The sequence below is a fragment of the Flavobacterium sp. W22_SRS_FK3 genome, from assembly GCF_052113665.1.
GTDB lineage: Bacteria > Bacteroidota > Bacteroidia > Flavobacteriales > Flavobacteriaceae > Flavobacterium.
Map to the genome: position 1 here is coordinate 12,965 of NZ_JBGQOF010000018.1, position 14,328 is coordinate 27,292.

A 14,328-nucleotide genomic window follows, 5' to 3' on the forward strand; every position below is an offset into this window, starting at 1 on the left:
TATTGATTTTGTTAAACCCTACCTTTCAAAGCATTAAAAACCCAGGCATTGGCTAAAAAACCAACGCCTGTAGCTGCAAAACCATATCCTGAAACGTCACTATATCTAAAAGCGCCAAGACCTATAAGTAACAATCCCATAAGTGACATTATAAAAGTAGCCCATCCTAAAACGGTGTTTTTATTCATTCCCATAATTGTGTAATTAATTTAAAGTGGTATTATTTTAGAAGTGCAAATATCGTGAATTTTCACGGCTTAATTAAAAATTTTGTACAGCATTTCTTTTAACAAATCAGATTGTGGTAATGCATTTGCTCCAACACCTTTACTTTTTACGTCAACATCCCTTAATGCTCCGACAATCTGACTCACTTTTCGCATTGGATAATTCTTAACCGCTAAATCATATTCTTTTAAAAAATAAGGATTTACACCAATCGCTGCTGCAACATTCTTTGGGTTTTTATCTTTAAGTCCATGGTATTTTAAAAGCTGAACAAAAAACCCAAAAACTAATCCGGTAGTCATCACTAATGGATATTCTTTTGGATTATGAGCGAAGTTTTCAGCAATTTTATAAGCTCTCAGTTGGTTGCGTTCACCAATAGCTTTACGAAGTTCAAAAACATTATAATCTTTACTGAAACCAATATTTTCTTCAATATGCTGTGGCGTAATCAAAGTTCCCTGAGGCAAAATAATCTGCAGTTTTTCCAACTCATTATTGATTTTACTCAAATCTGTTCCTAAAAATTCAACCAGCATAGCATTTGCTTTAGGGTCAATGGTGTATTTTTTTCCGGCAAGTACACGTTTTATCCAATCCCCAACCTGATTTTCGTATAGTTTTTTACTTTCGTAAACGATTCCGTTTTGAGCTAATAATTTAGTTACTTTTTTACGTTTATCAAGTGTTTTATATTTATAACAAAAGACCAGAACTGTTGTTTCCATAGGATTATTAACGTAAGATTCTATTTTATCAATAGTTCTTGATAAATCTTGCGCTTCCTTAACAATGACCACCTGACGATCAGCCATCATTGGATAACGCTTTGCTGTTGAAACAATATCCTCTACAGAAACATCCCTTCCGTATAAAACCGTTTGATTGAATCCTTTTTCTTCTTCCGAAAGGACATTTTGCTCAATATATTCCGATAATTTATCAATATAATAAGGTTCTTCTCCCATTAAAAAATAAATTGGTTTTATATTTCCTGCTTTGATATCGTTAACAATTTTTACAACTTCGTCCATTCAAAATTTTGTTTCAAGTTTAAAGTTTCAAGTTTAAACCTGAAACCTGAAACTATTTTATATTTTTGCTTTATGCAGCGATTAAATTTCCCAATCTATAATTTCCGATTCAAAAATAGCGAAAATAAAGTGTCTATTTTTGATGAAATTAGAAAAAAATTTATAATTCTTACCCCCGAAGAATGGGTTCGTCAACATGTTGTTCATTATTTAATTAATGAAAAAAAATATCCAAAATCGCTCATAAATGTAGAGAAAGTTTTAACGGTCAACGGTTTACGAAAGCGTTATGATATTGTAGTGTTCAATTCGGATGGTTCTATCCATATATTGGTAGAATGCAAGGCACCGGAAGTAAAAATATCGCAGGCAACTTTTGATCAGATTGCACGTTACAATATGACAATGCAGGCACGGTTTTTGAAAGTAACAAATGGTCTGAATCATTTTTATTGTCAGATGGATTTTGAAAACGAAAAATATGAGTTTTTAAAATCGTTGCCAGATTATAAAGAGATTTATTAAATAATAAAAAGATTACTTTTGGATAAAATTGCAGTTGTCATTTTAAATTGGAATGGAATAAAATTGTTAGAGCAATTTTTGCCATCTGTAATTCAATTTTCTCAAGATGCTACTATATATGTAGCAGATAATGCTTCAACAGATGATTCTGTAAATTTCGTTCAGCAGAACTTCCCAACAGTTAAAATCATCAAAAATACTGGCAACCATGGTTTCGCAAAAGGTTACAATGATGCTTTAAAAGGTGTTAATACTGAAATTTATGCGTTAATCAATTCGGATATTGAAGTAACAGAGAATTGGCTAAAACCGATTATTGAAAATTTTGAGAGCGAAAAGAACACAGGAATAATTCAGCCTAAAATTCTTAATTTCAAAAATAAAGAATATTTTGAATATGCTGGTGCTGCGGGTGGATTTATAGATAAATATGGTTATCCGTTTTGCAGAGGCAGAATTTTTGATACTATAGAAAAAGACAAAGGCCAATATGATGACAATTGTGAAATATTCTGGGCATCAGGTGCCTGTTTTTTTATCAGAAAAGAAATTTACGATGAATTAGAAGGATTTGATGAGTCTTTTTTTGCACATCAGGAAGAAATTGATTTGTGCTGGCGTGCGTTGAACGATGGACATACTATAAAATATAATTCGCAGTCAGTTGTTTATCATGTGGGAGGCGCAACTCTGCAACAAGGGAATCCTAAAAAGACTTATCTGAATTTTAGAAATTCATTATTGATGATGGTTAAAAATCTTCCAAAAAAAGGACTGTTTTTTATTATATTCTTCAGAATGATCTTGGATGGTATTGCGGCAATCCGGTTTTGTATACAAGGAAAATGGAAACATACCTTTGCTGTATTACATGCCCATTTTTCATTTTATTGTATCTCAATAGTCTATCTAAGAAAGAGAAAAAATTTTCAAATGCAAAAATACTATACCCTAAAAAGTATCGTTTTCACATATTATATAAAGAAATTGAGTCTTTTTAAAGAAATCTTTAACACTAATCAAAATATTAAAAACTAAATTTGTAAACAACCTTTAATTAAATTTAACATTTATGAGAAAAATAGTAATCGCACTATCAGTATTAATGGCTTTAACATCATGTGTATCTAAAAAACAATACGCTGAATTAGAAGCTAAAAACAAAGAAACTCAAGATTTATTAAATTCTTGTACTGTAAAATTAAATGCTTGTCTGGAAGAAAAAGCTGGATTAGCCGCTACAGCAGCAAGTTATAAAGAGCACAATCAAGACTTAATAAACAGTTCTAAAGATCTAACAGTATTAACTACTAAAGGAGCTGAAAACCTTGAAAAATCTTTAGAAAGCTTAAAAGAGAAAGATTTAAAAATATCAAGACTTCAAGACGCCCTTACTAAAAAAGACAGTGTAACATTAGCTTTAGTTACAAGTTTAAAAGGTGCAGTTGGAATCAATGATCCGGATATCGAAATCAACGTTGAAAAAGGAGTTGTATTTATTTCTATCGCTGACAAATTATTATTTAAAAGTGGCAGCTATGATGTAAGTGATAAAGCAAAATCTGTTTTAGCAAAAGTAGCAAAAGTAGTTAACGACAAGCCTGATTTTGAATGTATGGTTGAAGGTCACACAGATGACGTACCTTACAAAAGTAATGGTGTAATTTTAGACAACTGGGATTTAAGTGTTAAACGCTCAACATCAATTGTTCGTGTTTTAACAAACGATCTTGGTGTTAATCCTGCAAAATTAATTGCTGCCGGTAGAAGTTCTTATGTACCATTAGTACCTAATGATTCTGCAGAAAACAAATCCCGTAACAGAAGAACTCGTATTGTTGTTATGCCAAAAATCGATCAGTTCTATGATATGATTGAAAAAGAAATGAAAAAACAAGCGAAGTAATCAAGTTTTTAAAGCTTAAATATAAAAAGCAGGTCAATTGACCTGCTTTTTATTATCCTAATAAAAAAGGATAACTATTTTATAACTAACTAAACTTAACTAATATTAAAGTTAGGTAATATTTTTTTAAAAATTACGATGTTTAAGTATTTTTTTACAAAATATCCACATTACCCTTTCCTTCTCTTACAATTACGGGTTCATGTTCAGAAAGATCTATAATAGTCGAACCTACATTATCGCCATAACCACCATCAATTACCATATCAACAAGATTTTGCCATTTTTCAAAAATCAATTCGGGATCTGTGGTATATTCAATTACATCATCTTCATCACGAATAGAAGTTGATACAATAGGATTTCCTAGTTGTCGAACAATTTCTAATGCAATACTGTTATCAGGTATACGAATACCAACTGTAGTTTTCTTTTTAAACTCTTTTGGTAAATTATTATTACCAGGTAAAATAAAGGTATATGGTCCTGGGAGTGCTCTTTTTAAAATTTTAAAAGTAGAAGTATCAATCTGGCGTACATAATCGGAAAGGTTACTTAAATCATGACAGATAAACGAAAAGTTTGCTTTTTCTAGCTTTACGCCCTTAATTTTAGCTATTTTTTCTAAAGCACGTGAATTTGTAATATCACAACCCAAACCATATACAGTATCTGTTGGATAAATGACTAAACCTCCACTCTTAAGTACTTTCACAACCTTGGCAATTGCAGCTTCACTTGGTTTATCAGGATATATTTTTATGAACTCAGCCATTTCTTTTTGAATAAAGATATTAGATTACAGAGAATAAAGACTACTCTTTAATTCTTTTAAATTTTATTATATCACGACAATAAAGCAACTTTATTATTTAATCGTAAAGTTCTAATAATTTGACGTGAACTGAAACTATTTTTTAACCAATAACGTCCAGTTTCGCAAATCGAAGCAAGAGCTTTTTAATTCCACCAACTTCAAATTTTATTTCGGCCTTTTTATCAGCTCCTACGCCTTCTAAATTGATAACTTCCCCTTTTCCAAAACGTTCATGCATTACTACATTCCCAATAGTTAGTTTACTGTCAAATAAGTTAGGTGCGGCAGCATTTGGATTTGTACCTGCAACAGGCTTCAATTTACGAATGTTTAAGTCCGGTTTTGGCTCATTATCCGTACTATATTTTGGAGGCGTTGATCCTACCGGTTTTGCCAAACGTAATTTTGATTTATCGACATCTCCAAAAATATCACTGTCAATTGTTGGTTTGTAACGATAATTACTTTCTGAAGGAGTCAAATATTCTAAATACTGTGGATCAATTTCTTCAATAAAACGAGATGGTTCACCGTCTGTCAATTTTCCCCAACGGTAACGTGATTGTGCGTATGTTAAATATGCCTGATGTTCTGCACGGGTAAGAGCTACATAAAATAAACGACGTTCTTCTTCCAGTTCACTTCGGGTACTCATACTCATCGCACTCGGAAACAAATCTTCTTCCATTCCCACCACAAAAACATGAGGGAACTCAAGTCCTTTTGCCAGATGAATCGTCATTAAGGCAACACGATCTTCATCTGATGTGTCTTTGTCTAAATCCGTCGCCAAAGCAACATCTTCCATAAATTCTGACAAAGCTCCTCTTGCTCCGTCAATTTCTTTCTGGCCTTCGGTAAAATCTTTGATACCGTTCAAAAGTTCTTCTATATTCTGAATTTTAGCCATTCCTTCCGGTGTGGCATCTTTCTTTAATTCCTGAACCAAACCTGTTTTTTTGGCAACATGATCTGTAATATAAAAAGCGTCCTGATTTTCGTTAATAACCTGAAAACTCTGAATCATAGTCACAAAATCATTCAACTTATTTTTTGTTCCGGCATTTAGTTTCAAATCTATTTTTTCAATATTAACCATTACTTCCCAAATAGAACGTTTGTAATGATTGGCTGCTATTGTCAATTTTTCAACAGTTGTATCTCCAATTCCACGTGCCGGATAGTTGATGACGCGAATCAGTGCTTCTTCATCTTTTGGGTTAATCACTAAACGCAAATAACACAAAACATCTTTGATTTCTTTACGTTGATAAAATGAAAGTCCTCCATAAATTCGATACGGAATATCACGTTTTCTCAAAGCATCCTCCATCGCACGAGATTGTGCATTAGTACGATATAAAATAGCAAAAGAACCATTATGCAATTGATTCTGCATTTTTTGTTCGAAAATGGTACTCGCTACAAAACGTCCTTCTTCGGCATCCGTTAAACTCCGGTGTACTTTAATTTTCGGACCAAAATCATTCGCTGTCCAAACAATTTTATCAAGTTTGGTTTTATTATGTTCCATTATCGTATTAGCCGCTTCTACAATATTTCGGGTAGAACGGTAATTTTGTTCTAAACGAAACATTTTTACGCCTTCATAATCCTTTTGAAAATTCAGGATATTGTTGATGTTCGCACCACGAAAAGCATAAATACTCTGTGCATCATCCCCAACCACACAAATATTCTGAAATCTATCTGACAGAGCCCTAACAATTAAATACTGAGAGTGATTTGTATCCTGATACTCATCAACTAAAATATAGCGAAAACGATCTTGATACTTTGCCAAAACTTCCGGAAAACGAGTCAATAATTCATTAGTTTTAAGCAATAAATCATCAAAATCCATTGCCCCGGCTTTAAAACAGCGCTCTACATATTGCTGATAAATCTCTCCCAAGCGAGGCTTTTTTGCCATTGCATCAGCTTCCATCAATTCAGGATTATTGAAATAGGCTTTTACCGTAATCAAACTATTTTTATAACTCGAGATTCTTCCTAAAACCTGTTTTGGTTTATAAATATCACGGTCTAATTGCATTTCTTTAATAATCGAAGAAATTAATCGCTGTGAATCCTGTGAATCGTAAATAGTAAAATTAGAAGGGTATCCTAAATGTTCTGATTCTGAACGAAGAATACGTGCAAAAACAGAGTGAAAAGTCCCCATCCACAAGTTTTTTGCTTCACTGGCACCCACAATTGCAGAAATCCTGTGCTTCATTTCACGGGCAGCTTTGTTGGTAAAAGTAAGCGATAGAATATTGAAAGCATCAATTCCCTGATGCATCAAATAAGCAATCCTGATTGTTAAAACACGGGTTTTACCTGAACCTGCACCAGCAATAATAATCATGGGCCCATCTTTTTGTAAAACAGGTTCTCGTTGTGCTTCGTTGAGCTGGTCAATATATTTATGCATGAAATTGGTCTCCTTTTATGCAAAAATAAGAATTAATCAATTAATAAGCTACTACGTTTGTGAGGTTCTAAGTCACTAAGTTTTCTTTAAAGCTCGACAATCGGCTTTTTATTAAATATTGTTCCTGCTTTCGGCTTTATCTCTTCATTTCATTACGAGGATATCGCCTCTATCAGGGCTAAATTCAAACAATTCGTTTCTTTTGAACATTTTAAAAATAGAATTAATATAAAAAATTCAGGCCGCTTGATAGGATATAATAGTACATTATCAAACTCAAGCCCATAATTTCTTATATCCCTTTATGGTTAAAAAAACTTTTTATATAAAACATCATAAGCAAATCGGATAAGGGTTCCGATTACTACGATTAGAAAAAAGATCCTGATAAAACCATTCCCTTTATTAATAGCCATTTTTGCTCCAAGCCATCCGCCAAAAGCATTGCTAACCGCCATTGGAATTGCAATTACCCAGATAATTTTACCTTTGCTTATAAACAGACAAATCGAACCAAAATTAGTCGCCAAATTGACCATTTTAGCATTTGCGGAAGCCTGTAGAAAATCAAAACCTAATAAAGTAATAAAAGCCACAACGAAAAAACTTCCCGTTCCAGGTCCGATAAAACCATCATAAAAACCAATGATTATACTAATTACAACTGCATAAAAAATTTGAGTTTTTACAGAGTGACTTTTGGCGGCATGCTGACCGAAATTTTTCTTAGCATACGTGTAAATAAACAATAAGGATAAAACCACCAATAAAAGCGGTTTCATAAAATCATTACTGACCAAAGTCAATAAAGCAGAACCCAGAAATGCTGAAGGAACAGCTAAACACATCATGATCAATAATAACTTCCATTGAATAACCACTTTTTTAAGATATTGGAAAGCAGCAAAAGCCGTTCCACTAAAAGCAGGAATTTTTAAAGTTCCAACTACCGTAGATACCGGAAGATTTGGTAATAAAATTAGTCCCATTGGAGTTTGTACTAATCCGCCGCCACCTACAATTGCATCAATAAAACCAGCCGCAAATGCAGCCAAACAAAGTAACATTATTATATATGAATCCATCAAAAAAGTGTGTTCCAAAAAGTTATAAAACCTTGCTCAAAAATAAGGTTTCCATTTAGTTTTATTACATAATTTAAAGTGAATTTCTCAGCAAAAAGTATATTTTTGTTGAAAATATTTTTAAAATGGATTTTACAAGAATTATAGAATTAGCAAGTTATACTTTACCTGCCGTTGTTACCGGATTTGTGGCTTACCGTTTTTTTGAACTGCACATTAAAAATAATGATAAAAAACGTACTTTTTTACTAAACAGAGAATATCAAAAGCAGTCTTTGCCAATACGTTTACAGGCATACGAGCGCATGACTTTATATTTGGAACGTATTAACCTGACGAAATTATTAATTCGAGTTGCACCGATTTCAAATCAAAAACACGATTATGAAAACTTTGTAATCGACCAAATAGAGCAGGAATTTGAGCATAATTTAACGCAGCAAATTTATATGTCAGATGAATGCTGGACGATTATTACAACTGCCAAAAATTCTACGATTCAAATCATTCGTAAAGCTGCCATGAGCGATCGTGTTGACAGCGCTGATAAATTACGTGAAGTGATTTTGAATGATTTATTAGAAAAACAGTCACCAAGTAATGCTGCTTTGGGATATATTAAGAATGAAGTTGCGGAATTGTGGTAAAACAGTAAAAAAAATTTCCTTAAATTAATCAATTCTACTTAGGATTGCATTTAACCAATTGTCATCTTTTTCAGAAATTATTATTGTTTTAAAACCATATTTTTCTCCTTCCATTTCAACTCCAAATGAATCATCAACATGAATATCTATATCATACACCGGAGGGAATTTTGAACGATTGACATGAAGTCTTCTGATTCTCTTTTGATGTTTCTGTTGATTTATAATAAAATTAACAGAAATTCCATAAGAATAAAACATCTCCTTTATACTTGATTCGCTTCTGTAAGAAGTTGTATAGATATTAATTTTATGCTTCCGTTTCTTTATCTCTTTAAATAATCCAATTGTTCCTTTTCTTAAACCTTCAATACCAAAAAAATGCTGAAATAAATTTACATTTTCTAGTTGAAATTTATTTTTTGAAACTAAAGTATCATCCAGATCAAAAGAAATTATCATATTTAATGCATTAAAAACTCTGCCTATTATCACTCATAATCTCAGACTTATTCTGGGCGTATTCATATCCCTGCTCCCACCATATTTTCATCATTTCTTTATTAAAAATCAAGGCGTTATTTGTGAGCTTTGTAGGAGTATAATATAAATTAAGTTTTACATTTTTATTGTTTGCTATCAGTTTTCCTATGGCAATATCGTGTTTTTCAACCTGATCTAATGCGATTCTAAATAAGTCAATCATTAGTGAAAAAGGGTTTTTACCAATAACCATTTTTTCCATATTGACTTCGGTCTCCAGAATGATAACGTCAATTTCAGTAGCGCCACGATTGATAGCTTCGCGAATAGGCACCAGACTCGAAAATCCACCATCACCATATTCAAAATTATTTTTTTCGACCAGACTCATAAAGGGTACATAATTACTGGAAATCCAGGACCATTCACAGAATTCATCATAGGTACAATCTTTAACCGATTTATACTCTGCCTCATTAGTTGTAAAATTAGTTACTGTAATAACAACGTCTTTTTTTAACTTTTTTAATTGATTAAAATCTGATAAGGAAAAATTACTTTTTATGTATTTTTTCAAGCCTTTGCTTTCTCCAAAAGTTCTTTTTCCCTTCATAAACTGACGTAAAACGTTGAAGTGATTTATCGTAACAATATCAACTCCGTCTTTCACTTTGACAACAAAAGGGCAAATATTGAATATTTTGGACATGCTCACATTGGTATAAACCGAGTGAATTTTTTCGATATTTCCGAGAGCCAAATGCGGAATAAGCAAGCTTCCGGTAGATGTTCCTAAAAGTAAATCGTATTCATGTTTTTTAACTTGTAATAAATATTGGGCAACACCGCCGGCAAATGCGCCTTTACTACCGCCACCGGAAATAACCAATGCTCTCATATTATTTGGGGTTATGAGTTATGAGTTATACGTTTTATGATCTATATAACACATTACTGAAATACTATAATTTTATTTTCTTTAATTTATCATTTATAAACTGTACACTCAACATACTTTTATAGATTCTAATAACATCTGACTTCTAACTTTTTTCTCCAAGCAAGCGATTCAGTTGGAATTGTTCATCGGGGGTCAAATTAGGCAAAATTCTTTCAAATTCGATACGCATTTCAGTATTTTTTAACAATAATCTAATCGTATCTCTTCCAAATTTCGAAAATTGCCACATATGATGTGTTGTAGCATTAACTAAATTACTCAAAACCTGATCGTTAATAATTTTAAATGCAATTAGCTTTTCAAGTGCATTTTGTCTTGTAGTTGCTTCATACTTTGTAGAAGAAAAAGCAATTAACTCTGAAACAAATATTTCCGGATTATCACTGTAATTGGGTGTAGATAATGCTAAAGAAAGCCATAAAGTACGTAAATTATAATCATTGAAACCAATCCAGTTTTTAGATTTATCGAGATATGCCGGACGATTTTTTGGGAAATTTTTCCACAAAAAATACAGAGCCATTTCTCGTGTCTGATAAGATTTATCGTCAAGTAAGGTTTCGTATTCTTTTCTGAAATCTTCCGGAATTTTTGAAAAATTTTCGGCCACAGCCTGATGAATCTTACTGTTATTGGTTTTTAAAGCCAATCTTAACAGTGCTTTTTTAGCTTCATATTTTTCAGATTCAATTTGATCTATAATAGATACTTTAACAGATGGAAAAACATCTGAATCTAAAATTTTAAAAAAATAATTCTGCTTTTCTGCTAATGATACTTTTTTTAATCTATCAACTTCCAAACGCTCCTGAATCATTTTATTTTTACTCAATAATGCATTGGCAGTTGGAGTATCAAATGCTGTAGTTTCCAGCCAGGTCCTCTGAAATTTTTCTAAATCAAAATTGGACACTTTTTTAATCTCATCAAAGAAATTCTGTGTATTGACAGTTTGATAGGCATATTTCTTCAAATAATTTTTTATAGCTTTTTTAAATGCTTTATCTCCAATCGATTCGTTTAAAACAAATAATGCCCATGCACCTTTTTCGTAAAAGGTGAGTGAACTGGCTTTCGCATTCAAAACCGGAATTGAATCGGTTCTGGAAGCAAATTTAATTTGTTGTGCTGTATCGTATAATTTCGAATAAAAATGATCATCTCCATAAATTTCTCTTTCGGCAAGTAATGCATAATAAGTTGCAAAACCCTCCTGAAGCCAGTGATGCGTACTACTTTCGGCAGTAACAAGATCTCCAAACCAATGGTGAGCCAATTCATGTCCATCAACATTAGTGTAATTTCGATCTTCAAAACCAATGGAATCAACCACATAACGAGTTGCAAAAAGTGTTGTTGTGGTATTTTCCATTCCAGCATACAAAAAATCCCGAACCGGAATTTGTCTGTAGATTTCCCAAGGGTATTTCACTCCTATTTCTTTTTCCAAAAAATCAAAAATGCGCTTAGAATAACGATAAGTGGTTTCAAAACGACTTGTATCTTTAGTTTCTAAATAATATTCTAATGGGATTTTAGATTTTGATCTGAATTCTTTTTTATCGAACTTTCCAATAGAAAGCATCAATAAATAAGAACTCATTGGGTTTTCCATTTTATATTGCCAGTGAAATTGATTATTCTCCTGCGTTTTTTCTTTTAAAGTTCCGTTCGAAACAACCTGATAGTTTTTATCATAAGTAATGCCTAAGTTAAAAATTACTTTTTCATTTACATCATCAAAACTTGGAAACCAATTACTGGTATACCTACCCTGACCCTGTGTCCAGATTTGTACTTCAGAATTTTCAATATCTACAAAATACAAAGCTTGTTTAGGCTTTACTTTATATTCAAAAGTTAACTGATTTTTTCCTATCTGAAAATGTTGTACTATTTGCAATTGTTTCCCTGTATTTATAAAAACAGCTTCTTTTTGATTGACTTTTACTTTTGAAAATTCCATGTTTTTGGCATCAATTTTAATCGTGTCAACAGGTTTTAAAACCTCAAACTGATAATCGACAGAACCTAAAACCGATTTTTCATTGGTAGCAAATTTCAATTGGCCAGAAACCGTTTTAAAATCGACAAATTGGGTTTGTTGCGAAAAAACAAAGCTGGTAATAAATAATAGGATGTATTTCATTTAAATAAATTTGAAGGCAAAAATCCAAAGTTACAAAGGTTTCATCAACAAATCGAATGAAATTTGTATGTTTACAATAGAAAATTATACAATCGTGCAAAGAACTAAAAAAGCCTTATTTAACTGGAGCAGTGGAAAAGATTCTGCACTCGCTTTATACAAGATACTTCAAAATCCTGATTTTAAAATAGCATGTTTATTGACAAGTGTCAACAAGCAATATCAACGAATTTCAATGCACGGTATCCGGACAGAATTGCTCGAAGCTCAGTGCAAAAGTATTGGTTTACCTCTAAAAATAATGCAGATCCCGGAGATGCCTACGATGGAAGTTTATGAAAATGTAATGACTGAAACGCTGTCCCAATTAAAAAAAGAAGACATTACACATTCCGTTTTTGGAGATATTTTTCTGGAAGATTTGCGAAAATACCGTGAAGATAAATTAGCCGAAATTGGCTTTGAAGCCGAATTTCCTTTATGGAAAACTCCAACAAAAGATTTGATTCAGGAATTTATTACTTTAGGTTTTAAAACGATTGTAGTTTGTGTAAACGAGCGCTATCTTGACAAAAGTTTTGTTGGCAGGATCATAGATCAGGATTTTATTGATGATTTACCTGAAAATGTAGATGTATGCGGTGAAAACGGAGAATTTCATACTTTTACTTTTGATGGTCCTATTTTTTCTGAAGCTATTAATTTTGAAATTGGCGAAACCGTATATCGTAAATACGAAAAACCTAAAAATCAGGAAGAATCAAATACAGCTTGTGATACAAATGTTTCTGATGCTTTTGATTATGGATTCTGGTATACAGATCTGATTCCTAATTAATTTATTTAATCATGACAATAAAAAATCTAAGTCCTGAATTAGAAAAAATCCTGTCGTTCTTAAGCGAGATTAGAATTGAGGTAGTTGAAAAAGAACTGGAAACCTCTTTTTTGCCTGGTTTAAGTTTAGGTCCAAATTGCCTTTATATTGATTTTGAAAAATTATTGTATCCTGGTGATATTCTGCATGAAGCCGGGCATTTGGCTGTAACAACTTCTGCTGAAAGAAAAGTTGCAGGCACTGATGAAATGGCTTCGGACTGGCCTACACAAGGTGAAGAAATGGGCGCCATCCTTTGGTCTTTTGCAGCTGCAAAACATTTAGAATTACCTGTTGCATTTGTATTTCATCCTGATGGATACAAAAATGAATCGGAATGGCTGATTTCAAATTTCACTAATGAAACATATATTGGATTGCCTTTTCTGGAATGGACAGGACTTACTTTATCAAAAGAACGTGCCGTAAAAGAAGGCAAAGAAGCATTCCCAAAAATGTTAAAATGGCTAAGAGATTAAATTATGGATAAATTAGTACGTTACATAAAATTTCCACTGCTTTTTGATACTGAAAAACTTAAATATGATGTTCATAAAATCATTCATATAAAATGGACAAATCATTATAATACAAATGATTATTCCGGAAATTGGACCTCAATTGCCTTAATGTCACAAAATGGAAAATCAGATTCAATTTTCGCATTACCAAATGGCGATGAAAAACTCGTTCCTACCGAAATTTTGGATTCGTGTACTTACTTCAAAGAAATTCTGGATAGCTTTTTATTTGAAAAAACAGCAGTCCGTTTGTTAAAATTAGATGTTGGTGCAGAAGTTAAACCACATAGCGACAATTGTCTGGGATACGAAGATGGCTGTTTTAGATTACACATTCCAATTATTACAAATTGTAAAGTTGAGTTTATTTTAGATGGAAATCGTTTGATTATGAATGAAGGTGAATGCTGGTATATTGATGCTAATTTCATACATTCGGTAGCAAATCGAGGGAATGAAGACCGAATTCATCTTGTTATTGACGGACTTCGAAATGAATGGACAGATAATCTGTTTTTTAAAAAATACCACCAAAATGATTTTGTGCGACCTGCCAATAAAGTTTCTGAAGAAGAAAAAAAACTTATGATTGCTGAATTACAACGTATGAATCTTCCAATTGCCAATCAGATTTTGAAAGATTTGGAGTAAATTAAGA

General features: G+C 32.3%; 15 protein-coding genes. 7 read left to right on the plus strand and 8 right to left on the minus strand.

All coding sequences use genetic code 11. The features are described from left to right. Positions 1-11: 11 nt before the first annotated feature. On the minus strand, positions 12-194 hold the full coding sequence (locus ACEN2I_RS16115) for a CAL67264 family membrane protein (RefSeq protein WP_441767129.1): 183 nt from the start codon (positions 192-194) through the stop codon (positions 12-14). A 63-nt stretch (positions 195-257) separates the two neighbouring features. Further along, complete coding sequence (holA, locus tag ACEN2I_RS16120; protein ID WP_441767130.1) at positions 258-1,262, minus strand: DNA polymerase III subunit delta; 1,005 nt, start codon at positions 1,260-1,262, stop codon at positions 258-260. Between the two features lie 72 nt (positions 1,263-1,334). Between holA and ACEN2I_RS16125 the strand changes: the two genes are divergently transcribed. The 3 genes from ACEN2I_RS16125 to ACEN2I_RS16135 are packed head-to-tail and all read left to right on the plus strand — an operon-like array spanning position 1,335 to position 3,693. Further along, complete coding sequence (locus ACEN2I_RS16125; protein ID WP_441767131.1) at positions 1,335-1,787, plus strand: type I restriction enzyme HsdR N-terminal domain-containing protein; 453 nt, start codon at positions 1,335-1,337, stop codon at positions 1,785-1,787. Between the two features lie 18 nt (positions 1,788-1,805). Next, the gene (locus tag ACEN2I_RS16130) at positions 1,806-2,825 is read left to right on the plus strand and encodes a glycosyltransferase family 2 protein (RefSeq protein WP_441767132.1); all 1,020 of its coding nucleotides are present in this window, start codon (positions 1,806-1,808) and stop codon (positions 2,823-2,825) included. Between the two features lie 34 nt (positions 2,826-2,859). Then, positions 2,860-3,693 (plus strand): OmpA/MotB family protein, encoded by an 834-nt coding sequence (locus ACEN2I_RS16135; RefSeq protein ID WP_441767133.1) that lies wholly within the window; start codon positions 2,860-2,862, stop codon positions 3,691-3,693. A 154-nt stretch (positions 3,694-3,847) separates the two neighbouring features. On the opposite strand, the gene ACEN2I_RS16140 is transcribed toward ACEN2I_RS16135, so the two are convergent. From ACEN2I_RS16140 to ACEN2I_RS16150, 3 genes are all read right to left on the minus strand, one after another. After that, on the minus strand, positions 3,848-4,468 hold the full coding sequence (locus ACEN2I_RS16140; RefSeq protein WP_441767134.1) for an L-threonylcarbamoyladenylate synthase: 621 nt from the start codon (positions 4,466-4,468) through the stop codon (positions 3,848-3,850). A 142-nt stretch (positions 4,469-4,610) separates the two neighbouring features. Continuing rightward, entirely contained in the window at positions 4,611-6,947 is a 2,337-nt protein-coding gene (locus ACEN2I_RS16145) for an ATP-dependent helicase (protein WP_441767135.1), read from the minus strand. A gap of 308 nt (positions 6,948-7,255) precedes the next feature. Continuing rightward, on the minus strand, positions 7,256-8,032 hold the full coding sequence (locus ACEN2I_RS16150) for a sulfite exporter TauE/SafE family protein (protein ID WP_441767136.1): 777 nt from the start codon (positions 8,030-8,032) through the stop codon (positions 7,256-7,258). Between the two features lie 125 nt (positions 8,033-8,157). Between ACEN2I_RS16150 and ACEN2I_RS16155 the strand changes: the two genes are divergently transcribed. Continuing rightward, positions 8,158-8,679 carry a DUF7935 family protein gene (locus ACEN2I_RS16155; protein ID WP_441767137.1) on the plus strand — a complete coding sequence of 174 codons (522 nt, stop codon included), beginning with the start codon at positions 8,158-8,160 and terminating at the stop codon, positions 8,677-8,679. A gap of 24 nt (positions 8,680-8,703) precedes the next feature. Here the strand turns inward: ACEN2I_RS16155 and ACEN2I_RS16160 are convergent, their stop codons facing one another. The 3 genes from ACEN2I_RS16160 to ACEN2I_RS16170 all read right to left on the minus strand — a co-directional run bounded on the left by ACEN2I_RS16160 (position 8,704) and on the right by ACEN2I_RS16170 (position 12,272). Further along, positions 8,704-9,141 carry a hypothetical protein gene (locus ACEN2I_RS16160; protein ID WP_441767138.1) on the minus strand — a complete coding sequence of 146 codons (438 nt, stop codon included), beginning with the start codon at positions 9,139-9,141 and terminating at the stop codon, positions 8,704-8,706. 10 nt (positions 9,142-9,151) lie between these two features. Then, a complete protein-coding gene (locus ACEN2I_RS16165) occupies positions 9,152-10,060 on the minus strand; it encodes a patatin-like phospholipase family protein (RefSeq protein WP_441767139.1) in 909 nt (302 codons plus the stop codon). Between the two features lie 145 nt (positions 10,061-10,205). Next, complete coding sequence (locus tag ACEN2I_RS16170; protein WP_441767140.1) at positions 10,206-12,272, minus strand: M1 family metallopeptidase; 2,067 nt, start codon at positions 12,270-12,272, stop codon at positions 10,206-10,208. Positions 12,273-12,339: 67 nt separating this feature from the next. Between ACEN2I_RS16170 and ACEN2I_RS16175 the strand changes: the two genes are divergently transcribed. Genes ACEN2I_RS16175 through ACEN2I_RS16185 form a run of 3 tightly spaced genes read left to right on the plus strand, consistent with a single transcriptional unit; the run spans position 12,340 to position 14,321 of the window. Further along, a complete protein-coding gene (locus ACEN2I_RS16175; protein ID WP_441767141.1) occupies positions 12,340-13,110 on the plus strand; it encodes a diphthine--ammonia ligase in 771 nt (256 codons plus the stop codon). Positions 13,111-13,121: 11 nt separating this feature from the next. Then, positions 13,122-13,628: a hypothetical protein gene (locus tag ACEN2I_RS16180; RefSeq protein WP_441767142.1), complete on the plus strand. Its 507-nt coding sequence runs from the start codon at positions 13,122-13,124 to the stop codon at positions 13,626-13,628. Between the two features lie 3 nt (positions 13,629-13,631). Next, positions 13,632-14,321, plus strand: a complete 690-nt coding sequence (locus ACEN2I_RS16185) for an aspartyl/asparaginyl beta-hydroxylase domain-containing protein (protein WP_441767143.1) — start codon at positions 13,632-13,634, stop codon at positions 14,319-14,321. Positions 14,322-14,328: the final 7 nt, after the last annotated feature.